We start from the raw sequence: 26,357 nt of genomic DNA, 5'->3' as shown, positions 1-26,357 counted from the left end.
CCCGGAGAGCCGGACGGCCACTCCTCGGAAGCCACTCAAGGCAGAAACCCATAAGCCACATCCGGCCCTCCCGGGCCGACCAACACCTTACGGAGGACCCATGAACGCCCGTACCGCCGTCCGTCTGACCTTCGCCAACCCCGTGTCGGCGGCCTATCTGACGGCGGTGGGCGGCTCAATCGCGGTCGCGTCGGCCGTCACGCTGTTCGCCGACGATCCGGGGTTCGTCTGGGTGTGGCCGGCCCTCTTCACCATGCCTGCCTCGGGGCTGGTCGCCGCGGTGAGCACGAGCCTGCCGTCGGCCGTGGGCGACACGGCGACCTCCGCGTTCCTCATCGCCGGGATCATCGGCTGCGGACTGGTCCAGTCGTTCGCCCTGGGCGTGCTGCACCGCTCCCTGCGCACCCGTCTGCGGGGCTCGTTCCGCCCGCGCCGCGGCTGAGACGGACGTAATTCGGCCGCCACACCCTCTTTGCATGACCATGCGATGTCGTGCATAATCTTCCTATGTCTAAGGTCCTCACCTCCCTTCCGGCCGGCGAGCGCGTCGGTATCGCCTTCTCCGGCGGACTCGACACCTCCGTCGCGGTCGCGTGGATGCGCGACAAGGGCGCCGTTCCGTGCACCTACACCGCCGACATCGGCCAGTACGACGAGCCCGACATCGCCTCGGTGCCCGGCCGCGCGAAGGCTTACGGTGCGGAGCTCGCGCGCCTGGTCGACTGCCGGGCGGCGCTGGTCGAGGAGGGCCTGGCGGCGCTCACCTGCGGGGCGTTCCACATCCGCTCGGGCGGGCGGGCCTACTTCAACACCACGCCGCTGGGCCGGGCCGTCACCGGCACCCTGCTGGTCCGCGCGATGCTCGAGGACGACGTACAGATCTGGGGCGACGGCTCGACCTTCAAGGGCAACGACATCGAGCGGTTCTACCGGTACGGCCTGCTGGCCAACCCGCACCTGCGGATCTACAAGCCGTGGCTCGACGCCGACTTCGTGACCGAGCTCGGCGGCCGCAAGGAGATGTCGGAGTGGCTGGTCGCCCACGACCTGCCCTACCGCGACAGCACCGAGAAGGCGTACTCCACCGACGCCAACATCTGGGGCGCCACCCACGAGGCGAAGACCCTTGAGCACCTGGACACGGGCGTGGAGACCGTGGAGCCGATCATGGGCGTCCGGTTCTGGGACCCCGCGGTCGAGATCCTCACCGAGGACGTGACGATCGGCTTCGACCAGGGCCGCCCGGTCACGATCGACGGCAAGGAGTTCGCCTCCCCCGTCGACCTGGTCATGGAGGCCAACGCCATCGGCGGCCGGCACGGCATGGGCATGTCCGACCAGATCGAGAACCGGATCATCGAGGCCAAGAGCCGCGGCATCTACGAGGCGCCCGGCATGGCGCTCCTGCACACCGCGTACGAGCGCCTCGTCAACGCGATCCACAACGAGGACACCCTCGCCCAGTACTACAACGAGGGACGGCGCCTCGGCCGGCTGATGTACGAGGGCCGCTGGCTCGACCCGCAGGCCCTGATGGTGCGCGAGTCGCTGCAGCGCTGGGTCGGCGCGGCCGTCACCGGCGAGGTGACCCTGCGGCTGCGGCGCGGCGAGGACTACTCGATCCTCGACACCAGGGGCCCGGCGTTCAGCTACCACCCGGACAAGCTGTCCATGGAGCGCACCGAGGACTCGGCGTTCGGCCCGGTGGACCGGATCGGCCAGCTCACCATGCGCAACCTCGACATCGCCGACTCGCGCGCCAAGCTGGAGCAGTACGCCGGGCTCGGCCTGATCGGCACCGGCAGCCCCTCCATCGGCGCCGCCCAGGCGGCCTCGACCGGACTGATCGGCACCATGCCGGAGATGCCGCAGGGCGGCGCCGAGGCCATCGCCTCCCGCGGTGAGGTGTCCGAGGACGACGAGCTGCTGGACCGCGCCGCGATGGAGTTCGGCACGGACTGACGTCCCACCGCGGCGCGACGGATGACTGGACCGGGCCGCCCCGGCGCTGTCGGCGCCGGGGCGGCCCATCAGTGGGTCCGGGCCGGTCGGTCGGTTCGAGCCGTTCTCCCGCTCGGCGGCGGGTTCAGCGGGCGGCCTCCGCGATCCGGACGCCGCGGCTGTCGCCTTCGGACAGGAACGCGGCCAGCGCCTCCCCCTCACCGGCCACGGCGGTACGGTCCGTCCGGGACAGGCCGTGCAGCGGGGTGACCGTCACGGTGCCGTCCTTGCCGACGGTCCAGGTGGCGGCGACCCGGCCGTCGACGAGGACGACCCGCTCACCGGCCACCGACAGACCGCGGTGGGCGTCGTCGATGATCCGGCCGCGGTCGTGGTACCCGAGGACGGCGTTGTCGAACGCCGGCAGGAACCTGACCGGGGCCGGGGTGCCGGGGTCGGGGCGCGGCGCCTCCGGCAGGTCCAGCAGTTCCCGGCCCCGTTCGTCGCGGAAGGCGACGAGCTCCTCCCGCAGCGCGGCGACCGCGGCGGGCAGACCCGCGAGGCCGCACCAGGCGCGCAGATCGGCCGAGGCGGCGGGACCGAACGCGGCCAGATAGCGCCGGACCAGCGCCCGGCCCACCGGATCGGAGCCGTCCGGGTCCGGCGGGTCGATGTCACGCCCCAGCCAGGCCGAGAGCATGACATTGCGTACTCCCGCTCTCGTACGCCAGAGCCCGCGCGGCGGGAGCTGCACCATCGGGACGAGGGCGGCGATCACCATCTCGCCGAGCGCCCGCGGTCCCGGCTCCGGCCAGCGCTCGGCGAGCACGCGCGCCAGCTCGGTCATCGAGCGGGGCACCCCGTCGGCCATGACCGCCCGGCCCGCCGCCGCGAGCTCGTCCAGATCGACTCCGGCCAGTTCGCGGCGGTAGGTCCCGAGGACCCGCTGCCGCAGCATGACGGCGTGCCGGGCCCGCCACGCCAGCGCGTCGTCGGCGGTGACCAGATGGACGGTGCGGCGCATCAGGTGCGTCCGCACCACCCTCCGCCCGGTGAGCAGGTCCGACAGCTCCGCCGGGTCGAACGCGCGCAGCCGGGACCAGAGCCCGACGAACGGTTCCTGGGGTTCCTGCGCCTGCAGCCCGCCGAGGTGCGCGACGGCGTCGAGCACCGGTACGCCGGCCCGGTCGAGCAGCAGCTGCCGGGCCAGCGTGGCGCGGTTGAGCGCCCGAGGGCCGAGAACGGTCGGGGCACTCACCAGCGTCACGTCGACTTCTGGCCGTCGAGCGACTCGCGCAGGATGTCCGCGTGCCCGGCGTGCTGTGCCGTCTCGGCGATGACGTGCGTCAGGACCCGGCGGGCGCTGCGCTGCGCCCCCGCCTCGTGCCAGGGCGCCGCCGGCAGGGGGTGTGTCACCGACAGGTCGGGGAGGGTGGTGACGATCTCCTCGCTCCGGGCGGCGACCTGCTCGTACCGCTTCAGGATCCCGGCCAGCGTCTCACCGGGCAGCATGCGGAAGTTGTCCTGGTGGTCGACGACCCACTGCGGGATCTCGCGGGCGGTACCGGCCCCGAGGTCGGCCCAGGTGACCCCGTCGGGCAGGTCGTAGCGCATCGCCGACGGGCCCTCCAGCACGAAGCGCAGCCAGCCCTCCTCGATGTACGCGACATGCTTGACCAGGCCCCCCAGGCTGAGCGCGCTGACCGTCGGAGTCTCACCGGCCTGCTCGTCGCTGAGTCCGCGGGTCGTGGCGGTCAGGGAGGCCCGGGCCGCCGCGAGCGCGGCGAGCAGGTCGGTCCGCTCCTCGTCGAGAGCGGGGCGGGACGTGGTCGTGGCGGTCACAGGGATCAACACCTTCTGGTCGTCGTGATGGTGGTTGTTGCTTTCGGGCACAGGACGACACTCGCAGGGATAGCGGTCAGGTCGTGTCCGCGACTCGGGGGACGATGGGGGCATGCCGAAGACATCCGCGCGACTGCTGTCGCTGCTCTCGCTGCTCCAGGCACGCCGGGACTGGCCCGGCGCGCTGCTGGCCGAGCGCCTCGACATCAGCCCACGCACCGTGCGCCGTGACGTCGACCGCCTGCGTGAACTCGGGTATCCGATCGTGGCGTTCAAGGGGCCCGACGGCGGGTACCGCCTCGACGCCGGTACGGAGCTGCCGCCGCTGTTGTTCGACGACGAGCAGGCCGTCGCCCTCGCCGTCGCGCTGCAGGTCGCGGCCGGCGCCGGTGCCGGCATCGGGGAGGCCGCGATGCGCGCGCTGACCACCGTGCGGCAGGTCATGCCCGCACGGCTGCGCCACCGCGTCGACACCCTTCGGGTCACCGCCGTCGAACGGCTCCCGCCCCGGCGGACGGAACCGCGGCTCGACAGCAAGGTGCTCCTGGCGCTCGGTGCCGCCGTCCATGCCCGTGAGGAGCTGCGTTTCGACTACGCCCCGGCCTACCGGCCCACGACCGGCGACGACCCTCTCCCGGCACCGCCGCGCAAGGTCCAGCCGCACCACCTCGTCACCTGGGGCGGGCGCTGGTATCTCGTCGCCTGGGACCTGGACCGCGAGGACTGGCGGACCTTCCGGGCCGACCGGATCACCCCGCGCGTCCCCACCGGGCCCCGCTTCGTCCCGCGCGAACTGCCCGGAGGTGACGTGGCCGCCTTCGTGGCCGCGAGGTTCCGGGGCGCCGACGGGTCCGGCGGTCCGCTCGGCCACCGCGACCCGGGCGGCTCCGGCGGCTGGCCGTGCCGCGGCGAGGTGATCCTCGGCCTGCCCGCCGCCGCCGTGGCCCCCTACACGCACGACGGAGTCGTCGAGGAACTCGGCCCCGACCGCTGCCGGCTCAGCCTGGGCTCGTGGTCATGGGTCGGTCTGGCCGCCGCCCTGGGCGGTTTCGACACCGACATCGAAGTCGTCGGCCCGGCCGAACTCAGGGACGCCTGCGCCCACTTGGCCCGCCGGTACACCGACGCCGCCACCACCGCACCGCTCGGCTGACGACCCATCCTGTGGGACCGGGTCGGTTCGACCGCGGAGCGGCGCACCGTCACCGCGCTGTACCGGGCGCCCGACGGGTTCGAGCCGCTCAGACGCCACGACCGCACCCGTCACCGCCTGCGGCTGCCGAACCTCTTCGGCGTCGGCTGACCATGCGTTCCGCGCTCAGGCGCCCGCCGTGGGCAGGAGTACCTCGAAGCGACAGCCGCCCGGGATGTTGCGCACGGTGGCGCGTCCCCGGTGGGCCTCGACGATGCCCTGGACGATGGCGAGTCCCAGACCGGCGCCGGCCGGGGGCGTGCGCGCGTCGGAGCCCCGCCAGCCCGTGTCGAAGACGCGTGGCAGGTCATGCTCGGGGATGCCGCCGCAACCGTCGGTGACGGACAGGACGACGCCGTCCCCGTCGGCGGAACGTCCGGCGGCCACCGCGACCGTGCCGTCGACCGGGGTCCGCCGGATCGCGTTGACCAGGAGGTTCCCCAGCACCCGGCTCATCTCCTTGCCGTCCACCTCGACCGGCACCGGCTCGACGGAGTCTCCCACCAGCCGTACGCCGTGCCGGCGGGCGAGCGGGTCCGCTCCGGCGAGGGCGTCGCCGACCAGGTCGTACAGCGAGATGCGGGACGGGGACAGGACCAGCGTCCCGGCGTGGATGCGGGAGAGTTCGAAGAGGTCGCCGACCATGTCGTTCAGGTGCTCGACCTCGGTGCGGATCTGGCGCAGGTAGCGCTGGGGGTCGGCGGCCACGCCGTCCTCCAGCGCCTCCGACATCGCGCGCAGCCCGGCGAGCGGGGTACGCAGGTCGTGCGAGATCCAGGCGACAAGTTCACGCCGGGAGGACTCCAGGGCGCGCTCGCGCATCCGGGACTCGGCGAGTCTGGCACTGGTGGCCGCCAACTCGCGGCTGACCGCGGCCAGTTCGGCGGTCGCCGGGACCTCGGGGGCGGTGAAGTCGCCGCCGTCGCCGAACGACCGGGCCGCCACGACGAGTTCACGGCTGCGGGCGACGACCCAGCGGCCCAGGAGCAGCGCGGTGGCCATGGAGACCACGGCCGCCATCGCGACGACCGTGGTGACGACGCTCAGATCGTGCGAGGACAGGAACATCGCCTGGGCCACGGCCAGTGTCCCGGAGAGCATCGCCGACACCGCCACGGCGGCCACCACGGCGAGCGACACGGTGAGCGAGCGGCGCCGGATCAGGCGCAGCGCGCCCGCTCCGGCCAGGCCCGCCGCCGCGGCGCCACCGAAGGCGTACAGCGCGATCAGCAGCATGTCACGCATCAGGTTCTCCGGGGATCGGGATCGGGTTCATACGGCTGGGCATGGCCCCAAGCCTCGCACCGCACCGCCGGCCGCGCCGCCCCCGAACCCGGACGTCCGTGTTCCGTAAGGAACCGTCCACGGGTCGCGCCGCGGATGAACCAATTTTTTTGCTTGCCTGCCGGGCAAAGAAGCACGTTTTTGGTGCGTGGGTGTGGCAGGTTGTACCCCAGCCGGTCCCGTCGCTTCCCCCCGTAGTGGCGGGCCCGGCGTTTTTCATGCCCGCACCCCTCCGTGCCCCGACGACGAGGGCGAGTGCCGGCCCCTCACTCGTCCGGAGTGGGCGGCCAGGTGGGGCGGTGCGCGGCGGGCAGCTCCAGCAGGGCCGAACCGACCGTGCGACGCACGGGCAGTATCTCCGTACTGCCGGTCAGGACGAGCAGTTCCGAGAGCCGGCGTCCCGCTCCGGCCAGGATGAGCTTGCCGTCCAGGCGCTTCAGCAGCCACCGGATCGCGAGCAGACAGTTCAGCCCGCGCGAGTCGCAGAAGACGAGAGCAGTCACGTCGAGGACCAGGTGCCGACGCCCGGCATCGACGATGGCGGCCAGCGTGCCCAGGAAGTACTCCTCGCAGGTCTGGTCGAGTTCCCCGCTGATCCGCAGCACCGCGCAGTGCTCGCTGGCGGTTATCTCGGTGATGGTCAGGCGGTGGGTCCGCGTGGACATCACACCTCCGTCCGTTCATCGCACGGAGGCCCGTTGCCGGCCTCGTCCGCACGTCGGCTCTGTCCGGATCGGGAGACGCCGGGAGCGGTCCCGCCGGGATCCTCACCGCGTCACCCGGCTCCGGTGCTGCGGGGCGCCGTAGGACGCGACGCCCGTATGCCAGCGTGTTCCCCGCATTCGAGCGGGCAACGGGGCGAGGGGAAACTCTTCGCCGATCACGAACTACGGATGGCCCACCGGGGCAGTGGTTCCCCGCCGCACCGGAGCGGACTTGCGTGGCACTCCCTTGGCGCCGGCTGCGGCGGCCCTCAAAAGGCGGCGGAAAGTGGGGCATTCCGCGTGACTCGGCGCGGGGCAGGCGGCGGCGTGCCGCAGCGAATCGCGCAGGACAGCGAGTTCCTGGATCGTCCTGTCCAGCTCGTCCGCCTTGGCGGCGAGCATCTGCCGGTCGATGCGCGGCTGCCCGTCCGGCGCCAGCATGCGTGCGATCTCGTCGAGCGAGAAGCCCGCGGTGCGCCCCAGCGCGATCAGCGCCAGGCGCTCCAGCACGGCGGGGTGGTACTGGCGGCGCAGACCCCGTCGCCCGACCGGGGCGATCAGGCCCTTCTCCTCGTAGAACCGCAGGGTCGAGGCGGGAACCCCGGCGCGGTGCGACACCTCGGCGATGTCCAATTCGGTCATGCTCTTGACCTCAAGTCGGCTTGAAGTAGCACGGTGTCATCCAGAGCCGGCCACGGCAAGCGGCGAGCGGCGAACGCCGAGCAACAGGCGAAGAGCAGAGGGGACGCATATGGACACCACGCGCGGGGACGAGACGCGTAAGGACGAGGACCAGAGGGCCCGTTGGAACGGGACCGCCGGCCATGCCTGGGTCGAGGCCCAGAGTGTGATCGACGAGTTGTTCAAACCCTTCGAGGAGCTACTCGTCGAGGCGGTCGCCGCCGGACACGGGCGGCGTGTCCTCGATGTCGGCTGCGGTACCGGCAGCACGACACTGGCCGTCGCGCGGCGGATCGGTGCGTACGGTCCCGGCGGGGAAGGGCTCGACGCCGAGGGGATCGACGCCGAGGTGGGCTGCGTCGGGGTCGACGTCTCCGAGCCGATGATCACGGCCGCCCGGGCCCGTGCCGAGCGGGCGGGCGCCGAACGGGCGGGCGCTGCGGGGACGGGGGCCCTGGGAGCGGAGGCAATGGGGGCGGAGACGGTGCGGGGAGGTCCGCCGGTTTCCTTCGTGCTGGCCGACGCGCAGGAGCACGCCTTCGAGCCCGGCACCTTCGACACGGTGATCTCGCGCTTCGGGGTGATGTTCTTCCGGGATGCCGTCCGGGCCTTCGCCAACCTGCGGCGGGCCGCGAGCGACAACGCCGGGCTCACCTGCATCACGTGGCGGGGCCCGGAGGAGAATCCGTTCATGACCACGGCCGAACGCGCCGCGCGGCCGCTCATGCCGGACCTGCCCGTCCGGCGTCCGGACGAGCCGGGGCAGTTCGCCTTCGCCGATCCGGCCCGGGTCCGCCGCATCCTGGAGGACAGCGGCTGGACCGGAGTCGACATCCGGCCGCTCGACGTGGTCTGCACCCTGCCCGAGAGCGAACTGGTCCCCTACTTCAGCCGGTTCGGCCCGCTCGGCCTGATCCTGCGCGAAGCGGACGAGCGGACCCGCGCGCGCGTCGTCGAAGCGGTCCGTGCCGCGTTCGACCCGTTCGTGCGGGGTCCGGAGGTCCGCTTCACCGCCGCCTGCTGGACCGTCAGGGCCACGGCGGGCGGGTCTCCCGCCTGAGAGGCGCGACGACGGGCTGCTGAGGCCGTCGCTCAGTCGCGTTCGGCGGTCCAGGTGACGTGCGGGGGAACGACCCGCGCGCACAGGGGTCCGCCCTCGGCGTCGGTCAGCCCGAGGCGTGCCACCAGCAGGCCCTTCTGTGCCGCCTCGGCGAGCACGTCGGCGGGAACCATGTCGAGCATGAGCTTGGCGCGCCGGAACATCGTGAAGACGCCCGCGTCGTCGACCGTGCCCCAGGACAGGTAGATGAACCGCCGGCCCAGGCGGTCCTGTACGTAGGGGCCCCGCACGTCGGTGCCGGTCGGGGTCGCCGTCGCGGTGCACTCCAGGGTCCAGGTCGCCGACTCGGCGTCGCCGGGGTGGGGTTCGAGGAGCTCGCCCGGGCGGTCGCGGCGTTGTACGGCGACGTGGAGGTTGTGGTGTCCCTCCGGGACCTTGGCGGGGCCGGGCAGGTCGACGGCGTCGATACGGATGCGCATGTCGGCCATCATGCCGCCGTGGCCGGCGGCGTGTGGCCGGGGGTGCCTTTGGGTGGGTGGGGGTGTGTTGTGGCTGGTCGCGCCGTTCCTCGCGCCCCCTTCGGGGCGACCGTGCGTCGTGTGCCGCGGGTGCGTCGTGGTTGATCGCGCCGTTCCCCGCGCCCCCTACGGGGCGACCGTGCCTCGTGCTCTGCGGGTGCGCCGTTCCTCGCGCCCCTAGAGGGGCGGCGGTGCAGTGGGTAGGTTTGGGAGGATTTGGGATGGCGTCAGCGGGAGGGTTCGGTAGCGGGTGCCTGTGGCGTGGTGGGTGGCGTTGGCGATGGCGGCCGCCGTGCCCACGATGCCGATCTCGCCGATGCCCTTGCTGCCCATCGGGTTGAGGTGGGGGTCGTCCTCCTCGATCCAGTGCGCCTCGATGTCCGGGACGTCGGCGTGGACCGGGACGTGGTAGGACGCCAGGTCGGTCTCGACGAAGGCGCCGGACGCCGCGTCCAGGGTGCTGCCCTCGGTCAGTGCCATGCCCAGGCCCATGGTCATGCCGCCGATGAACTGGGAGCGGGCGGTCCGTGCGTTGAGGATGCGTCCGGCGGCGTACACGCCCAGGAGGCGGCGTACCCGCACCTCCCCGCTCACCGTGTCGACGGTGACCTCGGCGAAGTGGGCGCCGAAGGCGTGCCTGGCGTAGTCGCTCTCGGCGTCGGCGCTGCCCGCCGTGTCGGCGTGTCCGTGGAGTCCGGCGTCCGGCAGGGGTCCGGTGTGCTCGGCCAGCCTCGCCGCCAGCCGCGTACACGCCTCGTGGACGGCCCAGCCCCAGGACGCCGTACCCGACGAGCCGCCGGCCAGCGGGGCCGAGGGCAGATCGCTGTTGCCCACGTCGGCGCGGACCCGGTCCAGGGGCACGCCGAGGGTGTCGGCGGCGATCTGGGCGAGGACGGTGCGGGCGCCGGTGCCGATGTCCGTGGCGTTGATGCGGACGGTGAAGCGGCCGTCGGGCAGTGCGTGGGCCGTCGCCCGTGCGGGGCTGACCATGACCGGATAGGTGGCGGCGGCCACGCCCGTACCGACGAGGAGCGGGCCCTCGGTACGGGACCGGGGGCGCGGGTCCCGCCGGGCCCAGTCGAAGCGCCGGGCGCCCTCCCGCAGGCATTCGACCAGGTGGCGGCTGCTGAAGGGCCGGCCGCTGTCGGGTTCGACCGCCGGCTCGTTGGCGATGCGCAGTTCGACCGGGTCCACGCCCGCCGCGACGGCGAGTTCGTCCATGGCGGACTCCAGGGCGAACATGCCCGGTGCCTCGCCGGGCGCCCGCATCCAGGACGGGCTCGGCACGTCCAGCGGGACCACCCGGTGGGTGGTGAGCCGGTGGGGTGCCGCGTACATGATCCGGCTGGGCACGGCGGCCTGCTCGACGAACTCCTTGATGCGGGAGGTGTGGGTGGTGACCTCGTGGAGGGACGAGACGAGGATTCCGTCCGCCGTGGCGCCGAGACGGAACCGGTGCAGGGTGGGCGCCCGGTGGCCGACGACGTCGGCCATGAGACGCCGGGGCAGTGCCACGGTGACGGGGCGGCCGGTCGCCAGCGTCGCCATGACGGCGAGCACCACGTGCGGGCGCGGAGTGCCCTTGGACCCGAACCCGCCGCCGACGTGTTCGCTGACGACGGTGATGTCGTCCTCGGGGATCCGGAACAGCGACGCCAGGGTGGCGCGGACGGTCGTGGCGCCCTGGCTGGAGTCGTGCACGAGGAGTCTGCCGTCGTTCCAGTGGGCGGTGGCGGCGTGCGGCTCCATGGGGTGGTTGTGCAGCGGCGGGACCCGGTAGCGGGCGTCGACGCGCACGTCCGCCGTCGCGAACGCCGCCTCGGGATCGCCCTGTTCGCGGTGGGCGGGGTGGCCGCCGTTGGCCTCGTCGGGTGTGCGGGCGTCCGGGTGGTCCTCGGTCAGGGTCACGTCGTGTTCCTCGACGTCGTACGCGACGCGGACCGCGGCGGCGCCCGCGCGGGCCGCCTCCAGGGTCTCGGCGACGACGAGGGCGACGAACCAGCCGTGGTGCGGCACGCGCGCGTCCTGCAGGACGGCGAGTGTGGGGTCGTCCGCGGGGGCCAGCCCGGGCGCGTCGGTGTGGCTGAGCACCGTGCGGACCCCGGGCAGGGCCAGGGCGGCCTCGGTGTCGACCGTACGGATCGCGCCCCGGGTGATCCCGGCGGCCACCGGCCAGGCATGGAGGCGGCCGGGCACGGTCTGTTCGGCGGCGTAGCGGGCACGGCCGGTGACCTTGTCCCGGCCCTCCCGGCGCTCGGCGGGAGCGCCCAGCGTGGTGCCGGTGTCGGCCATCCTGCTCCTCCTGGTGGTGTGTTGCGGTCGGGCGGGTGCGGCGCCTGCCGGCCGGGGCCCGGGTTCAGTTCGCGGCGGGCGGTGCCAGCCGTTGCAGGGCGTCCACCGCGAGGTTGCGGGCGAGGCGGACCTTGAAGGCGTTGTCCCGCAGCGGTTCGGCCGCGGCGAGTTCGAGGTCCGCGGCCCGCTCGAACGCGGCCGTCGTCGGGGCGGCGCCCAGCAGTGCCTGCTCCGCCCGCCGCGCCCGCCAGGGACGGTGGGCCAGTCCCCCGAAGGCGAGGCCGGCGTGACGCACGACGCCGTCCCGCACGCCGAGCACGGCGGCGACGGAGGCGAGGGCGAAGGCGTACGAGGCCCGGTCCCGGGCCTTGCGGTACAGCGAGGGCAGCCCGGCCGGGGCCGCGGGCAGGAGCACCCCGGTGATCAGCTCACCGGGGCGGATCACGGTGTCCTGTTCAGGACGGTCCCCGGGCAGCCGGTGGAACTCGGCGGCGGCCACGGTCCGCGGCCCGTCGGCCCCGTACAGCTCGATGTCCGCGTCCAGGGCCGCCAGTGCCACGGCCAGGTCGGACGGATGGGTGGCGATGCACTGCGGGGAGTGCCCGAGCACCGCGTGGTCGCGGTGTACGCCGTCCCGGGCCGCGCAGCCCGAGCCGGGGGTGCGCTTGTTGCAGGGTCTGCCGGTGTCCTGGAAGTACGGGCAGCGGGTGCGCTGAAGGAGGTTGCCGCCGGTCGTCGCCGCGTTGCGGAGCTGTCCGGAGGCCCCCGCCAGGAGTGCCTGCGAGAGCGCCGGCCAGCGCTCGCGGACCGCGGGGTGGGCGGCGAGGTCGCTGTTGCGGACCGTGGCACCGATCCGCAGCGATCCGCCGGGCAGCTCGTCCACCGTGTCGAGGGGCAGCCGGCTGACGTCGACGAGGGCGGTCGGTTCCTCCACGCCGAGCTTCATCAGGTCGACCAGGTTGGTGCCGCCGCCGAGGTAGCGGGCGCCGGAGTGTGCCGCGTGCAGCTCGGCGGCCTCCTCGACGCTGCGGGCCCGTGTGTAGGCGAAGGGCTTCACCGGATCACGTCCTCTACGGCCCGCACGATGTTCGGGTAGGCGCCGCAGCGGCAGAGGTTGCCGCTGAGCCGTTCGCGGATCTCGTCCGGGCCGAGCGGGACGGGCTGCCCGGACGGCGCCGCGGGGTCCGTCACGTGGGAGGGGTGACCGGCCTGCGCCTCGGCCACCGCGCCGACGGCGCTGCAGAGCTGTCCCGGCGTGCAGTAGCCGCACTGGAAGGCGTCACGGTCCAGGAAGGCCCGCTGCAGCGGGTGCGGTTCACCCCCACTGCCGTCGTCACCGTCGTCGCCGGAAAGTCCCTCCACCGTAGTGATGTCGCAGCCGTCCTGGGCCACCGCGGGCAGCAGACAGCTGTTCACCCGGCGGCCGTCCACCAGGACCGTACAGGCGCCGCACTGACCGTGGTCGCAGCCCTTCTTGGCGCCGGTGAGGCGGAGCTGTTCACGGAGCACGTCCAGCAGGACCGAGCGGTGGTCGACGGTGAGCGTGTGCGGCGTGCCGTTCACCCGCAGCACCACCTCGGAGTGATGGCGACCGGGTGACCCGAGGGGGCCGCGTTCCGCGCCGCCGTGCCCGGCCGGGGCGGGTGGTTCACCGGGGGTCGCGAGGTCCGCGCTCCGGGGGCGAGGGGCCCCGTCGTCCGTACCCGCGCTGTCTTTTCGGCTGCCCATGCTGTTGCTGACCTTCCGACGGCACTCGGAACCACGCGGCTCACGTATCCAGGCTGCGGCTCCCCACACATTCCCGCATGCCGGGCGAGCGCGGACGGGCGGATGCGGGCCGGCGGGCGGCGGCCCGCGGGAGGCGGTACGGCCCTTCCCACGGCCGGACCCCCCGTCAGCCTCCGGCGGCCGCCGTCACCGTCGCCGGGTCCTCCCCCGTCAGTTCCACGATGCGGTGGGGCGGTACGCCCGCGGCCAGCGCCCGCCCGATCAGGCCGTCCCGGCCGTCCGCGCAGTCGCGGTAGGACAGCAGTTCCTCCTCGATCCGGGCGAGGGCCGCCTGGCCCGAGCGCCCGCGTACCCGGTTCAGTTCCTCGTCACTGAGCGGCACCGGCAGGCGTTCCGCGCCCTCGGGAACCGCCGCGGTCTCCTCCGGCGGCAGCAGGCGCAGCTCGGGGGCCGTCGGCGTGCTTCCCTGGGCCTCCAGCCATGCCCGTACCGCGGTGGTCTCCATGAAGGCGAGGTCGCCGACGGCGGCCGGTGGCACGCCGAGCCGCAGGGCCGGGTCGTCGAGCAGGAACAGATAGGCGTCGTCGGTCATGCGCGGATCCTTCTCGGGTGGGGAGCGATCGACGCCCCTCTACCCCGCCGTGACGGGATTACCGCCTGCGGAGCACGGCCGGGGCGAAGGGACCGCCCGCGCGGGGGCGTTGTCCGTGGACCTGTCGTCGCCGACCGGCGAAAGAAATTGAAGACTGTACCGAGTAAGACATTTCCAGATTTTATGAATAACTCCCGACAAACCGGACACTCGTAGCGATGCAGAGAAGAACACGTCTCTCTCGAAAAGGGGATGGTGGTATGTCTTCCACCGAGTTTCTGACCGGCGAGCTCACCGAGGTCCAGCACCTGGACGTCGAGGCGGCTCTCGACCCGACTGAAGCCGACGGCTCCTACCGTGACAGCCGCGAGTGCGCGGCTCTGGCCCTGATCGAAGGGGCGGGCAAGCTGCTCCTGTCGCCTCCGACTCCTCGCCCGAAGAAGGGCTGACGGGGGACACCGCATGAACCAGTCTGGCACTTCGACCCGTCTGACGGGCGCGGTGCAGGGCCTCACGTCGGAACTGGTCTCCGCTCTTCGGAGCGGGGGCCCGTTTCGGTTGGCCGGCAGCGTCACGAGCGTCACGGGGACCGACGGACCCGAGGAGGCCGACGGCCTCGCCCTCGCCGCCGTACGGGTGATGGGGGCCGACGCCGTCCTGCCGAGCGTCCTGCGCGGCACGTCTCCCGAACCCGACGATCTCGCCGTGTTCAGCAGGGCCGTCCACGCCTATCCGCCCCCCGCGAACGCGTCCCCCACCTCCGTGTGGAGTCACTGGGCCATGCAACGCGCGCTTCTCGGACTGGACGCGTCCTTCGACGGCGCGCCGGCCCACGAGAGGGAGCCGCAGGCGGCCTGGCTCGACGACGCCCCGTGGCAACTGCTGACCCATCAACTCGCCGTACTGGCACCCCTCGCGGTCCCGGCCGGCGACTGCGCGGTGGCACGCGTCGCCCGCGGTCGCCCCGTCGACGTCGCCCGGGGATTCGTCCGGGCGGTCCGTCGCCGCGACTGGCTGCAGGCAGCGGGCGCCGGCCGCTGGCTGGTCCTCCTGGACGAGGTGCCGCCGACGCTCGGCCTGGAGACCGGACTCGAATTCGTGGCGCAGATGGGCGGCGAGGATCCACGGGTGGCGCTGCACATCGAGGCGGCGCGGCTGATGCGGTCCGGAGTACGGGTGTGACGGCCCTCGACGGACAGGTCGCCCGCGGGCAGGGGACGCGCGGACAGGTGGCCCGCGAGGGCCGAGCTATCGGCGAAGCCGCACTGGCCTGGGTGTCCGCGCACCGCGGCGAGTTCGCGCTCGGCGACGACGCGCTCGCCGAGCACGGCGACGTGAACCGCACCTGGAAGCCGCTCGGTGAACTGGCACAGGTGTGCGTCAGTGTCCGCCAGCACACCGAACCGGCCGATCCGCTCCATGAGATCGCCTCCGACCTGCTGGCCTTCGCCTGGCGGCAGACCGGGCAGGGCGGCCTCTTCCTGGAGCTGCAGCGTCTCGAACCGTTCGCGACCTACCCCCTGGAGATCTACGCGGCGTTCGCCTCGGCCGGCCTGCGGCACACCGGCTTCGAGCGGGCGACCGCGACGGTGGCCCGCACCCGCAGCTGGCAGGTGACGGAGCAGCTGCCCAACCGGCGCCTCGGCGTCCTCAACTCGGAGCGCCGCGGCGGTCTGGCACAGCACGACGAGGTGCCCCGCGCCCTGCGTCGCACCTGGCTGGGGGGTCTGCCGGAGCCCTGGACGTTCGAACGGGACGCCGGCTACACGGTGACCCACGTGATCTTCCACCTCACCAACTGGGGCCTGACCCCGCAGGCCGTTCCCCCGCAGGTCACGCACTACTTGAGGCACTGGCTGCCGGCCTGGCTCGACACCTGCCTCGACGACGGGCGGTGGGACCTGAGCTGCGAACTGCTGGCCGTGGCCGGCAGCCTGCCGGACCCGCCGGACCACGCCATGCTGCGGGACGCCTGGACCGCACTGGCACGGGCGCAGGACGCGTCCGGCGCCGTCCCGGAGGTCGGCTCCGGACGGGAAGGGCACCCGCCCGCAGACGACTTCACCGGCTGCTACCACTCGACCCTGATGGCGGTCTTCGCCGCCGCGCTGACCGCCGACCGCCCGCGCCCGAGCGCCGGGGCCGGCACGGTGGCGGGGAAGGTCTCCGCCCATGAGCACGTGGCGCGTCCGGGGCACGGTGGGCAAGGAGTGTCGAGATGACCAGTACCCGCCTCATCAACTCCGTCGGGATCGGCGCCCTGGAGTGGTTGCACGCCCACCGCGACGGGTTCCGGCTCGAAGAGGACGTCGACCCGGAAGTGGGCTTCCTGGAACGCTTCAAACCGGTCGGCGAACTGGCCCTCGTCTGCGCGGTGCTGTTCCGCGAAGGGGTGGCCGGGTCCCGACAGGCCCAGCTGGCCAGGCAGTTGATCGACCACGCCTGGCGCGACACGCTGGACGGCGGCCGGATGCTGGTCCGCGGCCAGCGCATCGAGCCCCTCTCCTCCATCCCCTTCGAGGTCTACCTCCCGTTCAAGGAACTGGGGTACGGCCACCCCGAGATCGAACGGACCTTCCGGCTGAACCACCGGCTGGAGAGCTACGCCGCACTGGAGATGACGCCGGTGCGCCGCCTCGGCCTGTCCGCGTTCCAGCGCCGCTTCGGGCTGCCGCCGCAGCCGCCCGAGTCCGAGATCCTCGGCAGGACATGGCTGGGGCGCACCCCCGAACCGTGGACCGTGGAGGGGCACACCGCCTACGACATCACCCACACCGTCTTCCACCTCACCAACTGGGGAGAGGACCCGGACGGCCTGCCCGCCCCGCTCGCCGGCTATCTCGCCACCTGGCTGCCGGCCTGGCTGGACGACTGGCTCGACCTGGAGCGCTGGGACCTGCTGGGCGAACTGCTCGTCGTCGACGCCTGTCTGCCACGCCCCACACTGGACGAGCGTGCCTGGGAGGGCTTCGCCGCCGCCCAGCAGCCCGACGGGGCGATGCCCGCCATGCGCACGATGCCGGAAGCCGAACCCGACGAGCTGTTCGACCTCATCTACCATCCGACACTGGTCGCCGCCTTCGCCTCCGTGCTGGCCACCTCCCGCGTGCTCACCGAACTGGCGCACGCACCGGCATGACTCCCCGATCCGCACCCTGGCCCGGTGACCCGTTCCCCGTCACCGGCGAACTCCCGCCCCGGCCCCCGACGGCACGGACGCACCCGGACGGCGAGCCGGTGGCGCGGCGGCTCGACGACGCCGTCGGCCTGGTGGACGCGCCCGACGTCGTCTTCGCCCTCTCCCGGGACGGCCGCCGCACCGTGCGCAGCGGTGGCAGCGGGCCGCCTCCGTCCGTTCCCCGCGACCAGCTGCGCTACGAGATCGGTTCGGCCTCCAAGACGTTCACCGGACTGCTCTTCGCCCAGCTCACGCAGACGGGCCTCCTGTCCGCCGGCGAACCGGCCGTCACCTGCCTCGACCCCGCCCGGCGGACCGGCCGGGACCCCGTCACCCTCGCGCATCTGATCACCCACACCTCCGGACTGCCCGCCCTGCCCGCCGACTTCTACCCGCGCGCGCTGCCCAACTGGCGCACCGACCCCTACGCCGGATACCCGGACCGGCGCGTGGTGGACGCCTTTCTGCGCCGTCGGCAGCCGCGGCGGCCCGGCGCGCGCTGGCGCTACTCCAACTTCGGGGTCGCCGTACTGGGGCACGCCCTGTCCGCCGCCACCTCGACCCCCTGGGACGACCTGCTCACGCGTCAGGTGCTGTGGCCGCTCCAGTTGCGCGGCACCGCCCTGCGGCCCGCCGGGCCGGACACCGACGCCACCGGACACCGTAAGGACGGTTCGACGCCGACGCCCCCGCTGACCATCGGCGGGTTCCGGTCGGCCGGCGCGGTCCGGGCCACCCCGCACGACCTGCTGACGTTCCTCGAAGCCCACCTCGACCCGGCGGGTCACCCCCTGGCCGGTGCGCTGCGGGCGGTACGCCGCCCGGTCCTGCGGCGCGGGTGGGGGCACCGGCACGTGCACACGGTGGGCTGGTTCCAGCACCCCACCGGGCACGGCCCCATGTACTTCCACTGCGGGGCCACCCTCGGCCAGCAGGCGTTCCTGGGCTTCCGGCCCGACACCGGGACGGCCCTGGCCGCCGTGTGCACCCGCCGCTTCCGCAGCCAGGACGCCTTCGTGGCGACGGCGTACGCGCTGCTCGCGGCGGGGTGAGGGGGGCCGGTCCGTGGACCGGCCCCCCTCACCCCGCTGCACCGCCCCGCAGGTGGTGTGTTCAGACGCGCTGCCACAGGGCCGGTGTCAGGGCCGGCTGCCACACCCCCTGGGCCTGGTGCGTCTGCAGGCACTCGTAGGTGACACCGTCCTGGGTCACCCGTACGCCGGTCCCGTAGACCTTGCCCGCGCTCCAGCTGCCCGAGGGGCCGTCCTGCGGGCCCGGCGTGCCCTCACCCGTGGCGGTCTTGAGCGTGAGCCCGAACTCGGTGAGCAGCGGGTTGACGGGCTGGTAGAAGGTGACTCCGCCGTTCTTGCAGTCGCCCGAGCCCCCGGAGGTGACACCCTGCGCCTGGGTTCCCGAGAGGTAGGGGCCGCCCGAGTCGCCGGGTTCCGCGCACACCGTCGTGCGCGTCACTCCGTCGACGACACCTTCCGCGTAGTTCACGCTGGTGTTGTGCTGCTCGATCGTTCCGCAGTGCCAGCCGGTGGTGGAGCCGGACCGGCAGATCGCCGCGCCCACCAGTGCCTCCACCGAACCGGTCACCTGTACGTTCGTCTCACCTTCGCCCTTGACGGTGGGCGTGGCGGTCCATTCGCTGGTGACGCTCACCCAGGACATGTCCTTGGCGGGGAAGACCGACGCCTCGAAGGTGCCCTGCGCGACCTTGTTGAAGCCGGTGGTCTTCGCCCCCGGCTTCCCGCAGTGCCCGGCGCTGGCGAACCCCTGCTGCTCGGCCTTGGTCACCGAGAACCCCACGGAACAGCGGGACTTCTCGTCGATGTAGTACGCGTCACCGCCCCTGACGTCGTGCAGGGCGCGGGGCCGGTCCGCCGACACCTTGACCTCCACGAGCCGCCGGTCGACCCCGGCGGCCGCGATCAGCCTGTCGGCCGCCGCGGCGCTCGTCGCCTGCACCGTCACCCGGTTGGTCCGTACGTCGACGTACCTGACCGGTGTGTCGAGGGTCCTGTCCACCGCGGCGGCGTCGAGTCTCGCCTTGGTGGCCGACAGGTCCTTCAGCGCGTTCCTGACGACCTTCGCCTGCGCCCCGGCGGCCTTGATGGCGGCGACATGCGCGGCATCGGTGGTCGCGACGGTCAGGCCGGCGGAGGTCGTGCCGTGCACCCAGGCCCCCGCGAAGTGCCCGCCCAGCGCGTTCTGGAGGCGGCCGGCGCGCGTGCCCGCCTCCGCCTCGTTCACCAGCCGAGCCTTCGCCTGCGCGTCCGTCAGCCGCAGGTCGCGCCGCAGCGCGCGCAGCAGCGCCGAGGACGGCTTGTCGGCACCGAGCGTCTGCGCGGCGGACGGGGAGGGCGCCGGCGCGGGGGGTTCGACGGCCGCGGCCGCGGGCAGCCCCGTGAGCACGAGTGCGCCGAGCACGGTCAGGGCGGTCCGGGCGGTTCTGCCGGCGTGTCTGTGCACCATCGGGTGACTCCTCGTTCTCGGGGTTCTCGGGGTTCTCGGGGTTTCGGGACCTCGGTGTCTCGGTGTCTCGGGGTCCCGGGGGTGCGCCGGGGTCCGGTGTGGTTCGCTTCGATCCGGTGGCGGACGGGCGTCGAGAACCAGACCTTGCCGACGCGGACTCAGAAAATGTCCACTTGCCGTCGGTTCGGCGCTTCGGACCACACGAACGACCCGCCCGGCGCAGTGCCGGACGCCGATCGGGGGTGGACGGGCCGCCCGGTCAGGCGGGCTGGAGGCCCGGGTTGCCCGACTCGGTCACGAAGGACGCGGCGGTCGTGACCGGCGCGCCCGGCGTCGTCACGGCGGAGACCGTACGGAAGTCGGCCCGGGCCTGCTCACGGTCCAGGGCGACCCGCACATAGCCGCGCCGACCGTTGTAGAACTTCAGGTGCGGGTTGGCCTTGTGGTAGGTCTCCCAGTTGGCGGGCTTGTCCGCGCCGTCCTTGCCGCTGGCGACCGAGGTGGCGACGATCTCCGTGCCGAGCGTCCTGGACGCCGGATCGTCGAAGTCGTCCTTGATGTCGAAGGCGTACCCCACGTGCACGTCGCCCGTCATGACGACCAGGTTGTCGACCCCGGCCGAGCGCGCACCGTCCAGGACCCGCCGGCGCGAGGCCCGGTAGCCGTCCCAGGCGTCCATGGACATCTTCGCCTCGGCGGTCAGGTCGAACTTGCGCTGCGAGAAGCACACCTGCTGCGCCATGACGTTCCAGTGGGCCTGCGAGGCCCGCCAGCCGTCGATCAGCCAGTCCTCCTGCTTCGCCCCCGTGATCGAGCGCGCCGGATCGTCCGATTCGGGGCCGGGAGCGTGTCTGCTGTCCCCGTATGCCTGGTCGGAGCGGTACTGGCGGGTGTCGAGGACGTCGAACTGCGCGAGCGTGCCCCACTGGAGGCGGCGGTAGAGCTGCATGTCCGGGCCGTCGGGCTGCTGCGCCCGGCGCAGGGGCTGGTTCTCCCAGTGCGCCCGGTAGGCGGCCGCGCGCCGCAGCAGGAACTCCTGCGGCGGGTCGTCGTTCTCGCTGATGGCGCCCGCGTAGTTGTTCTCGGTCTCGTGGTCGTCCCAGGTGACGACGAACGGATGCGTCGCGTGCGCCGCCCGCAGGTCCGGATCGCTCTTGTAGAGCGCGTACCGCAGCCGGTAGTCCTCCAGCGTCTTGACCTCCCGGTTGTAGAGGTCGGGCAGCTTCCGGTCGGTGTAGTCGCGCGCGCCACCCGCCGAGTCCACGGCGTACTCGTACAGATAGTCACCGAGGTGGAAGACCACGTCGACGTCGTCCTCGGCCAGATGGCGGTGCACCGTGAAGTAGCCGTCGTGGTACGCCTGGCAGGCCACGGCCGCGTAGGTGAGCCGCGTGGTGGCGGCCGTGGCGGCCGGCGCCGTCCGGGTGCGGCCGGTCTCGCTGATCCAGGTGCCGGTCCTGAACCGGTAGTAGTACTCACGGCCGGGGTCCAGGTCGTCGACCTCGACGTGCAGGCTGTGGTTGTACTCCGGGTAGGCGATGGCCGTGCCCCTGCGGACGACGAAGATGAACATGTCGTCGATGGCCACCTCCCACTTGACGGCCACGTACTTCTCGGCCAGGCCCCCGCCCGGCTCGTACGGCTCGGGCGCGAGCCGGGTCCACAGCAGCACGGAGTCGGGCAGCGGGTCTCCGGAGGCGATGCCGAGCGTGAACGGATCGGTGCCGATCCTCGCCGCGTCGAGCTCGGTGCCGGCGGCCACGCCCCTGGCCGGCAGGTTGGCGGAGAAGGCCAGGGCGGCGGCCGCGGCGGTGACCGTGAAGAAGCGGCGGCGCCCGAAGTGCCGCGCGGCGGCGACCAGTTCGGGGTCGTGTCGTGACGAGGTGTCCTGCGTCAGCGATCTGCGACGGCCTGCCGGGGCCATAGAAGGCTCCTCTCGCGGTTGACGGCACAACGGACCCACGAGCCGCGTACGGCGGCGCCGCAGCACAGTGGATCACCGCATGCTAAACAGATAAAGCTCACAAATACGGCAGGCAGGGATCTTGCGGGCATCCGCGCCGCGGACCCGGAAGGGCCGACGCGTCACGCCGTACGGCCGGGCGCGTTCGGCCGTACGGCGGGTCGCCGTACGGCCGGACCGGCAACCTCCGCTTGTCGTCGAGCTCTTGACCGGTTGCGGATCACAACCCGGGGTAGGCGGAGACACCGTACGAGCACAGGTGAACGTACGAGCACGAGTGGAAGTGGAAGGGGAGGCGCGTCGTGACAGCGCGAGGCAGAGTGACGGGGACGACCGAGACATCCGAGCTGGGCACCTTGGAGCGCGGCACCAGGCAACGCGGACAACTGCGGGTCCGTCTGATGGACATCGCGTGGACCGCGCTGTGCACCGTCCTGGCCCTGTGGGCCGTGTGGAGCGTTCTCGGCGCCACGAACGGGACGACCGACTGGGCCTACGCGGCCGTGGCCTGGGTCCTCCTCGCCATCGCCCTGGCCCTGCGGGTGGCGACCATCCGCCGGCGGGCGCGGGTCTGACCGAGGGTGAGGGAGTGACACATGGAACGCGTCAACACCTTTCTCGGCAAGCACGTGTGGCTGCAGTTCGCGCTGTCGGTCCTGGCCGCGAGCGCTCTGGTCGTGCTCCTGTTCCCGGGGGACTCCGTGCTCTCCGTCGTGTCCCGCACGGCCCTGATGTCGGTCGGAGGCATCGCCGTCCTGCTCGTCGTGCGACGCAAGGAGAAGCGTGCCGCCGGCAGCACGGACGGGCTCGTCGTGCTGGACCGGAAGCTGCGCAGGGGTGACGTGCCCGTCGACCCGGCGGAACGCGAGGCCATGCGCGAACTGGTGGACCAGCGGCTGCACCGCACGCGTCACCGCGTGGCGGCCCTGGTCCTCATCGGTGTCCTCTTCGGCTCGGTCACCGTCCTGACGGCCCTGACCGGCGGGCTGCGCGCGACCATCGGTTTCGCCCTGTTCACCGTGGTCTTCCTCGGCTGGATGATCGCCGACAGCTCCACCCAGCGCCGCCACCTGAACACCATGGACGCGGCCCTGAAGTCCACCCGCCCGGCCCCGCAGCCACAGCTGTAGCCGCAGCCGGAGCCGGCCGAGCCGCTGACGGGTCGACGATCCGTCACGCCCTTTCCAGGGCCTGGTCCACGACCCCCGCGATCAGGTCGTGGACCAGGTACTCCCCCGGTGCGCGGTTCTCCTTGAGGCGGTTCAGGCCGGCGGGGCCGAACCAGGCGTAGGCCGAGTTCTTCGTCCACTCCAGGATCGGGTGGTCCAGGTCGCCGTCGACCTCGACCAGGAAATCGGCCTCGTGGCGCAGGCCGCCGCCGTCGTCGCCGGTCCAGGTGGAGACGGCGAGGAGCCGGCGCACCCGGCGCAGGCGCCAGCCGGTCTCCTCCCGCACCTCGCGGGCGAGGGCTCCCAGCAGGGTCTCCCCCGGCTCGACGTGGCCGCCCACGATGTCCCAGGTGTCGGGGTACAGCCGCCGGTCCGGACCACGTCTCTGTGCGAAGGCTTCACCCCGGCCGTTCAGGATCACCGCCCCGACGGTCCACACCTCCCCGTCCCCCGGCACGGGCACCTCGACACCGGGATCGACCACGACCGGCCGGCCGGCGGGGCGGTCCGGAGGCGTCCGGTCGGCGTCACTGCTCACGGTCAGTGTCCCGTGTGCTCCGTGTCCCATGTCTCGTGTCCCACGTCTCCAGGAGGTCGGTGGCCGCCCGGCGCAGCGAGGCGGGGGAGGCGTCGGTCGTGCAGGCCGTGAGCCGGTCGCGGACCGCCTCGCCGAGCGGGGGCAGCGCGCCGTCCGCCGCCCAGCGGGCGAGGCCCCTGACCGCTGACAGACGGACGTCCTCGTCCTCGTCGTCGAGCCCTCGCTCGAAGCGCCGTACGTCCTGCCGGGCGGTCCTGCCGTCTCTGGCGTCCTCCGGGTCCAGCAGGGACAGCGCGGCGGCCCGGACCTCGCCCGAGGAGGACGTGTCCGCCAGCCGGCGGACGGCGGGGAGTGCGCTGCGCAGACCGTGGACGGCGTTGCGCGTGCGCCGGGCCGGGTCCCTGCCGGACGCCAGATGGGAGGTCAGCGCCTCGGCCACGAAGACGCGTTCCCACGGGCGCAGACCTTCCTCGACGCACTTCCCCAGACCGTCGACGGCCCCGGCCCGGACCTCGGCCTCGGGATCGTCGAGCAGCGGGAAGAGCACCCACACCGCGTCCCACCGCCCCGCGCCGCCGATCGCCCTCGCGGCGGCCGCCCGGCTGGGCGCCGGTGCCCGCGTGTCGTCGAGGACTTCGCCGAGACGGTCCACGGCCTCCCGGGTGCCCAGGTCGCGCAGCACGGCCGCGGCCCGCCGACCGGCCTCGGGATCGCGCAGCCACCGCGCCGCGAGGTCTGTCGCGCGGGGCTCCTCCCGCGGGCCGAGACCCGTCAGCAGCGTGCCCGCCACCCGTGGGTCCAGCTCCGTCTCCAGGGCCGCGACCAGGGCGTCCCGCACCGCGGGCCGTTCCTGGCGCCGCACCAGATCCCACAGCCGCGTAGCCACCGCCTCCCGCACCACGGGGGACGGGTCGCCGAGTCCCACGAGCAGCGAATCGAGCACCTGCTCGACGTGGTCCCGGGGCAGCATGTCCAGGGCCGTCGCGCGGGCGGAGTCCTCGCCCTCCCGGGCCGTCCGCACCAACTCGGCCCGGACGTCCGGGTACCGGAAGAACTCGTACACCAGCTTCCTGGCGTGTGCCCACACCAGTTCCTCCGGATCGCCCAGGAGCCGCACCAGTGCCACGGCGTCGCCCGGCACGTCCAGTGCCGCCAGACCGGCCAGGGCGTTGATCCGCAGCCGGTGGTCCGGATCGCCGAGGAGGCTCGCGAAGGCAGCGGTGACCGCCGGGCCCTCCAGGCCGAGCCGGAGGGCCGCGAGCGAAGCCTGGCGCCGTACCCGCTGATCCTCGTCACGCATCAGGCCGGGCAGCACCTGGCCGCCGGCCTCCGCGACTCCCAGCCGGCCAAGTCCGAGAGCCGCCCCGGCGCGTACGGCGGACCGTGCGTCACCCGCCGCATCGACCAGTGCCCCGGCGTGCTCGGGCCGGCCGAGTCTGCCGAGTCCCTTCGCCGCCGCCGCGCGCCGCCCCGGATCCGCGCCGCGCACCTCCCGCAGGAAGAAGGCGATCTGTTCTTCCGCTCCCATGGCACCCCCGGGAAGGAAGACTCCCGGGAGACCGAGAGGTTGCCCGCCCGGCGGTCACGCGCCCGGTGTGCCGACCGTGGTCCGGCGACCCGGTCCCCGACGGCGAGCCGCCGGACCGTGTCGAATTCCGCGGCTCCCATGGGGACCGCCCCGGGAGCGCCTCTCTTGCCCGCACATGTGTACGGCCACACACCCCGTGACGAGCCGCACACCACGTGAGGTCCCAGGAACTCGGGGAAGAAGAATCCAATGTCGATGGGAGGTTGCCGTGGATGGCGGAGATCTGGAACTAGGTGAGGTGCTGGCCGCTGCGGAGGCCGCGCCGCCCGGGGAGTCCGTTGACGTGGTGGCGCGCAACCTGCAGAAGCGGTTCGGCGCGGAGCATGTGTCCTTCCTGTTCCTCGACCTCATCGGTCAGAAGATGGTGCGGCTCGTCGCGGCCGCGGAGGGTGACGTCGCGGAGCCGGCCGAGCCCATAGAGCTGCAGGGGAGCGTCTACGACACGGTGCTGCGGACCCAGCGCCAGCATGTCGAGCCGGACGGAGAGGGCGAACAGCGCGTCATCACGCCCGTCAGCAACCGAGGGGACTGTCTCGGTGTACTGGAGGTGACCCTCCAGCACGCCGACGACACCGTGCTCAGGCAGGTCAGGGAAGCGGCGCACGCGCTGGCCTACATCATCGTCACGGACCGCCGCTTCACCGACCTGTACCACCTGACCCGGCGCACCACCAGGGCCAGCCTGGCCGCGGAGATCCAGCACCAGTTGCTGCCCACCGCGTCCAGTTGCGAGGCGGCGCAGTTCACCCTGGCCGCGGGGCTGATCCCGGCCGACGACATCGGTGGCGACACCTACGACTACACCCTGGACCGCGACACCCTGCATCTGTCGATCACCGACGCCATGGGTCACGACACCGAGTCCGCGCTGCTCGCCACCCTGCTGGTCGGTGCGCTGCGCGGGGCCCGCCGCAGTGGCTGCGACCCGGTCGCCCAGGCGCGCCAGGCCCATGAGGCCCTGCTGAAGCACAGCCGCGGCCTGGCCACCGGGCAGCTGCTGTGCATCGATCTCGCGACAGGTGCCTGCCGGCTGGTCAACGCCGGCCACCCCTGGCCGCTGCGCGTGCGCGACGGCGACGTCGAAGAGGTCCGGCTCGCCGTGAATTTGCCGTTCGGCGTGCCGGCGCCCATGCCCTACCGCGAGCAGGAGCTGAACCTGCGGGCCGGAGACCGGCTGATACTGCTCACCGACGGTATGCAGGAGCGCGCCGCCTCGGCGGTCGACCTGAGGGGGCTCGTCCGTGAGACGCGCGCGCTCCATCCCCGGGAGGCCGTCCGGACCCTGACGGCCGAGGTGTGGGAAGCGTGCCGGGGCGACCTGACCGACGACGCCACCGTCCTGGTACTGGACTGGCACGGCGCCCCTCGTCCCGTACCGGACACCGTTTCAGCGCGGTGACGGCGCACGGCACCGGCGCCGGCCGTACCGCCCGCGGGCCACGGCGGTGGAGCCCGCCACGGCCGGCGCCGTGATTGCGCCCGGCATCGGGGTACTGGGCACACGAGCAACGGGGTGTGTGGCCGTGGACCGCGTGGCCGCCCGGGTGATGAAGGGACCATTGTGGTTGATCCTCGGAAGGCGTCGGCCTCCAACAGCGAAGAAGACCCC

The 26,357-nt window shown here is 73.0% G+C and carries 26 protein-coding genes; 12 read left to right on the top strand and 14 right to left on the bottom strand.

All coding sequences use genetic code 11. The features are described 5' to 3' along the window. Positions 1-100 precede the first annotated feature (100 nt). On the top strand, positions 101-442 hold the full coding sequence (locus tag ACFYXC_RS36280) for an SCO4225 family membrane protein (protein ID WP_389556760.1): 342 nt from the start codon (positions 101-103) through the stop codon (positions 440-442). 65 nt (positions 443-507) lie between these two features. Then, complete coding sequence (gene argG, locus ACFYXC_RS36275) at positions 508-1,962, top strand: argininosuccinate synthase (RefSeq protein WP_389556758.1); 1,455 nt, start codon at positions 508-510, stop codon at positions 1,960-1,962. A gap of 124 nt (positions 1,963-2,086) precedes the next feature. Here the strand turns inward: argG and ACFYXC_RS36270 are convergent, their stop codons facing one another. Beyond that, positions 2,087-3,199, bottom strand: a complete 1,113-nt coding sequence (locus ACFYXC_RS36270) for a winged helix DNA-binding domain-containing protein (protein ID WP_389556766.1) — start codon at positions 3,197-3,199, stop codon at positions 2,087-2,089. Between the two features lie 5 nt (positions 3,200-3,204). Next, positions 3,205-3,783, bottom strand: a complete 579-nt coding sequence (locus tag ACFYXC_RS36265; RefSeq protein WP_389556757.1) for a DinB family protein — start codon at positions 3,781-3,783, stop codon at positions 3,205-3,207. Positions 3,784-3,895: 112 nt separating this feature from the next. On the opposite strand from ACFYXC_RS36265, the gene ACFYXC_RS36260 reads away from it, so the two are divergent. Further along, complete coding sequence (locus tag ACFYXC_RS36260; protein WP_389556755.1) at positions 3,896-4,936, top strand: helix-turn-helix transcriptional regulator; 1,041 nt, start codon at positions 3,896-3,898, stop codon at positions 4,934-4,936. A gap of 165 nt (positions 4,937-5,101) precedes the next feature. Here ACFYXC_RS36260 and ACFYXC_RS36255 read toward each other — a convergent pair whose 3' ends face one another. The 3 genes from ACFYXC_RS36255 to ACFYXC_RS36245 all read right to left on the bottom strand — a co-directional run bounded on the left by ACFYXC_RS36255 (position 5,102) and on the right by ACFYXC_RS36245 (position 7,605). Beyond that, positions 5,102-6,220 (bottom strand): sensor histidine kinase, encoded by a 1,119-nt coding sequence (locus ACFYXC_RS36255; RefSeq protein ID WP_389556753.1) that lies wholly within the window; start codon positions 6,218-6,220, stop codon positions 5,102-5,104. Positions 6,221-6,525: 305 nt separating this feature from the next. Beyond that, a complete protein-coding gene (locus ACFYXC_RS36250) occupies positions 6,526-6,924 on the bottom strand; it encodes an STAS domain-containing protein (protein WP_389556751.1) in 399 nt (132 codons plus the stop codon). 222 nt (positions 6,925-7,146) lie between these two features. Further along, positions 7,147-7,605, bottom strand: a complete 459-nt coding sequence (locus tag ACFYXC_RS36245; RefSeq protein WP_389556749.1) for a helix-turn-helix domain-containing protein — start codon at positions 7,603-7,605, stop codon at positions 7,147-7,149. A gap of 109 nt (positions 7,606-7,714) precedes the next feature. Between ACFYXC_RS36245 and ACFYXC_RS36240 the strand changes: the two genes are divergently transcribed. Beyond that, complete coding sequence (locus ACFYXC_RS36240; protein WP_389556747.1) at positions 7,715-8,704, top strand: class I SAM-dependent methyltransferase; 990 nt, start codon at positions 7,715-7,717, stop codon at positions 8,702-8,704. Positions 8,705-8,736: 32 nt separating this feature from the next. Here ACFYXC_RS36240 and ACFYXC_RS36235 read toward each other — a convergent pair whose 3' ends face one another. The 5 genes from ACFYXC_RS36235 to ACFYXC_RS36215 all read right to left on the bottom strand — a co-directional run bounded on the left by ACFYXC_RS36235 (position 8,737) and on the right by ACFYXC_RS36215 (position 13,834). Further along, positions 8,737-9,183, bottom strand: coding sequence for a DUF5990 family protein (locus ACFYXC_RS36235; RefSeq protein WP_388905892.1), 447 nt, complete (start codon positions 9,181-9,183; stop codon positions 8,737-8,739). A gap of 216 nt (positions 9,184-9,399) precedes the next feature. Then, on the bottom strand, positions 9,400-11,514 hold the full coding sequence (locus ACFYXC_RS36230) for a xanthine dehydrogenase family protein molybdopterin-binding subunit (protein WP_389556745.1): 2,115 nt from the start codon (positions 11,512-11,514) through the stop codon (positions 9,400-9,402). Positions 11,515-11,578: 64 nt separating this feature from the next. After that, positions 11,579-12,571 carry an FAD binding domain-containing protein gene (locus ACFYXC_RS36225; RefSeq protein WP_389556744.1) on the bottom strand — a complete coding sequence of 331 codons (993 nt, stop codon included), beginning with the start codon at positions 12,569-12,571 and terminating at the stop codon, positions 11,579-11,581. Next, positions 12,568-13,242 carry a (2Fe-2S)-binding protein gene (locus ACFYXC_RS36220; RefSeq protein WP_389556742.1) on the bottom strand — a complete coding sequence of 225 codons (675 nt, stop codon included), beginning with the start codon at positions 13,240-13,242 and terminating at the stop codon, positions 12,568-12,570. Before ACFYXC_RS36220 ends, ACFYXC_RS36225 begins: the two co-directional genes overlap by 4 nt. Positions 13,243-13,408: 166 nt before the next feature. Further along, entirely contained in the window at positions 13,409-13,834 is a 426-nt protein-coding gene (locus ACFYXC_RS36215) for a DUF6003 family protein (RefSeq protein ID WP_388905881.1), read from the bottom strand. 260 nt (positions 13,835-14,094) lie between these two features. On the opposite strand from ACFYXC_RS36215, the gene ACFYXC_RS36210 reads away from it, so the two are divergent. Genes ACFYXC_RS36210 through ACFYXC_RS36190 form a run of 5 tightly spaced genes read left to right on the top strand, consistent with a single transcriptional unit; the run spans position 14,095 to position 18,064 of the window. Next, positions 14,095-14,283, top strand: a complete 189-nt coding sequence (locus ACFYXC_RS36210; protein ID WP_388905879.1) for a hypothetical protein — start codon at positions 14,095-14,097, stop codon at positions 14,281-14,283. A 13-nt stretch (positions 14,284-14,296) separates the two neighbouring features. Next, the gene (locus ACFYXC_RS36205; RefSeq protein ID WP_388905876.1) at positions 14,297-15,016 is read left to right on the top strand and encodes a hypothetical protein; all 720 of its coding nucleotides are present in this window, start codon (positions 14,297-14,299) and stop codon (positions 15,014-15,016) included. Continuing rightward, entirely contained in the window at positions 15,013-16,056 is a 1,044-nt protein-coding gene (locus ACFYXC_RS36200) for a DUF6895 family protein (protein ID WP_389556740.1), read from the top strand. Before ACFYXC_RS36205 ends, ACFYXC_RS36200 begins: the two co-directional genes overlap by 4 nt. Continuing rightward, the gene (locus tag ACFYXC_RS36195) at positions 16,053-16,973 is read left to right on the top strand and encodes a DUF6895 family protein (RefSeq protein WP_389556738.1); all 921 of its coding nucleotides are present in this window, start codon (positions 16,053-16,055) and stop codon (positions 16,971-16,973) included. The genes ACFYXC_RS36200 and ACFYXC_RS36195 overlap by 4 nt, the downstream gene beginning before the upstream one ends. Then, positions 16,970-18,064 (top strand): serine hydrolase domain-containing protein, encoded by a 1,095-nt coding sequence (locus ACFYXC_RS36190; RefSeq protein ID WP_389556736.1) that lies wholly within the window; start codon positions 16,970-16,972, stop codon positions 18,062-18,064. The genes ACFYXC_RS36195 and ACFYXC_RS36190 overlap by 4 nt, the downstream gene beginning before the upstream one ends. A gap of 61 nt (positions 18,065-18,125) precedes the next feature. Here the strand turns inward: ACFYXC_RS36190 and ACFYXC_RS36185 are convergent, their stop codons facing one another. After that, positions 18,126-19,490 carry an alpha-lytic protease prodomain-containing protein gene (locus tag ACFYXC_RS36185; RefSeq protein ID WP_389556734.1) on the bottom strand — a complete coding sequence of 455 codons (1,365 nt, stop codon included), beginning with the start codon at positions 19,488-19,490 and terminating at the stop codon, positions 18,126-18,128. Between the two features lie 259 nt (positions 19,491-19,749). After that, positions 19,750-21,414, bottom strand: coding sequence for an alkaline phosphatase D family protein (locus ACFYXC_RS36180; protein ID WP_389556732.1), 1,665 nt, complete (start codon positions 21,412-21,414; stop codon positions 19,750-19,752). A gap of 341 nt (positions 21,415-21,755) precedes the next feature. Between ACFYXC_RS36180 and ACFYXC_RS36175 the strand changes: the two genes are divergently transcribed. Both ACFYXC_RS36175 and ACFYXC_RS36170 read left to right on the top strand, forming a co-directional pair. Further along, positions 21,756-22,028: a hypothetical protein gene (locus ACFYXC_RS36175; protein WP_389556730.1), complete on the top strand. Its 273-nt coding sequence runs from the start codon at positions 21,756-21,758 to the stop codon at positions 22,026-22,028. A 21-nt stretch (positions 22,029-22,049) separates the two neighbouring features. After that, entirely contained in the window at positions 22,050-22,583 is a 534-nt protein-coding gene (locus ACFYXC_RS36170; RefSeq protein WP_389556728.1) for a hypothetical protein, read from the top strand. A gap of 43 nt (positions 22,584-22,626) precedes the next feature. Here ACFYXC_RS36170 and ACFYXC_RS36165 read toward each other — a convergent pair whose 3' ends face one another. After that, positions 22,627-23,160: an NUDIX hydrolase gene (locus tag ACFYXC_RS36165; protein WP_389556726.1), complete on the bottom strand. Its 534-nt coding sequence runs from the start codon at positions 23,158-23,160 to the stop codon at positions 22,627-22,629. Then, positions 23,150-24,688: a HEAT repeat domain-containing protein gene (locus ACFYXC_RS36160; protein ID WP_389556724.1), complete on the bottom strand. Its 1,539-nt coding sequence runs from the start codon at positions 24,686-24,688 to the stop codon at positions 23,150-23,152. The genes ACFYXC_RS36165 and ACFYXC_RS36160 overlap by 11 nt, the downstream gene beginning before the upstream one ends. A gap of 268 nt (positions 24,689-24,956) precedes the next feature. On the opposite strand from ACFYXC_RS36160, the gene ACFYXC_RS36155 reads away from it, so the two are divergent. Continuing rightward, on the top strand, positions 24,957-26,147 hold the full coding sequence (locus ACFYXC_RS36155) for a PP2C family protein-serine/threonine phosphatase (protein ID WP_389556722.1): 1,191 nt from the start codon (positions 24,957-24,959) through the stop codon (positions 26,145-26,147). Positions 26,148-26,357 lie beyond the last annotated feature (210 nt).

It is taken from the genome of Streptomyces sp. NPDC002701, from assembly GCF_042889045.1.
In the GTDB taxonomy this organism is placed as follows: Bacteria; Actinomycetota; Actinomycetes; order Streptomycetales; family Streptomycetaceae; genus Streptomyces.
This window is presented reverse-complemented; position numbering and strand designations above follow the sequence as displayed.

What these genes read in the sequence shown, in the direction of transcription:
- ACFYXC_RS36280 (WP_389556760.1), top strand. Translation starts at nt 101, where the DNA reads ATGAACGCCCGTACCGCCGTCCGTCTGACCTTCGCCAACCCCGTGTCG.
- argG (WP_389556758.1), top strand. Translation starts at nt 508, where the DNA reads ATGTCTAAGGTCCTCACCTCCCTTCCGGCCGGCGAGCGCGTCGGTATC.
- ACFYXC_RS36260 (WP_389556755.1), top strand. Translation starts at nt 3,896, where the DNA reads ATGCCGAAGACATCCGCGCGACTGCTGTCGCTGCTCTCGCTGCTCCAG.
- ACFYXC_RS36255 (WP_389556753.1), bottom strand. Translation starts at nt 6,220, where the DNA reads ATGCGTGACATGCTGCTGATCGCGCTGTACGCCTTCGGTGGCGCCGCG.
- ACFYXC_RS36250 (WP_389556751.1), bottom strand. Translation starts at nt 6,924, where the DNA reads ATGTCCACGCGGACCCACCGCCTGACCATCACCGAGATAACCGCCAGC.
- ACFYXC_RS36245 (WP_389556749.1), bottom strand. Translation starts at nt 7,605, where the DNA reads ATGACCGAATTGGACATCGCCGAGGTGTCGCACCGCGCCGGGGTTCCC.
- ACFYXC_RS36240 (WP_389556747.1), top strand. Translation starts at nt 7,715, where the DNA reads ATGGACACCACGCGCGGGGACGAGACGCGTAAGGACGAGGACCAGAGG.
- ACFYXC_RS36235 (WP_388905892.1), bottom strand. Translation starts at nt 9,183, where the DNA reads ATGCGCATCCGTATCGACGCCGTCGACCTGCCCGGCCCCGCCAAGGTC.
- ACFYXC_RS36230 (WP_389556745.1), bottom strand. Translation starts at nt 11,514, where the DNA reads ATGGCCGACACCGGCACCACGCTGGGCGCTCCCGCCGAGCGCCGGGAG.
- ACFYXC_RS36220 (WP_389556742.1), bottom strand. Translation starts at nt 13,242, where the DNA reads ATGGGCAGCCGAAAAGACAGCGCGGGTACGGACGACGGGGCCCCTCGC.
- ACFYXC_RS36215 (WP_388905881.1), bottom strand. Translation starts at nt 13,834, where the DNA reads ATGACCGACGACGCCTATCTGTTCCTGCTCGACGACCCGGCCCTGCGG.
- ACFYXC_RS36210 (WP_388905879.1), top strand. Translation starts at nt 14,095, where the DNA reads ATGTCTTCCACCGAGTTTCTGACCGGCGAGCTCACCGAGGTCCAGCAC.
- ACFYXC_RS36205 (WP_388905876.1), top strand. Translation starts at nt 14,297, where the DNA reads ATGAACCAGTCTGGCACTTCGACCCGTCTGACGGGCGCGGTGCAGGGC.
- ACFYXC_RS36195 (WP_389556738.1), top strand. Translation starts at nt 16,053, where the DNA reads ATGACCAGTACCCGCCTCATCAACTCCGTCGGGATCGGCGCCCTGGAG.
- ACFYXC_RS36190 (WP_389556736.1), top strand. Translation starts at nt 16,970, where the DNA reads ATGACTCCCCGATCCGCACCCTGGCCCGGTGACCCGTTCCCCGTCACC.
- ACFYXC_RS36185 (WP_389556734.1), bottom strand. Translation starts at nt 19,490, where the DNA reads ATGGTGCACAGACACGCCGGCAGAACCGCCCGGACCGCCCTGACCGTG.
- ACFYXC_RS36180 (WP_389556732.1), bottom strand. Translation starts at nt 21,414, where the DNA reads ATGGCCCCGGCAGGCCGTCGCAGATCGCTGACGCAGGACACCTCGTCA.
- ACFYXC_RS36170 (WP_389556728.1), top strand. Translation starts at nt 22,050, where the DNA reads ATGGAACGCGTCAACACCTTTCTCGGCAAGCACGTGTGGCTGCAGTTC.
- ACFYXC_RS36160 (WP_389556724.1), bottom strand. Translation starts at nt 24,688, where the DNA reads ATGGGAGCGGAAGAACAGATCGCCTTCTTCCTGCGGGAGGTGCGCGGC.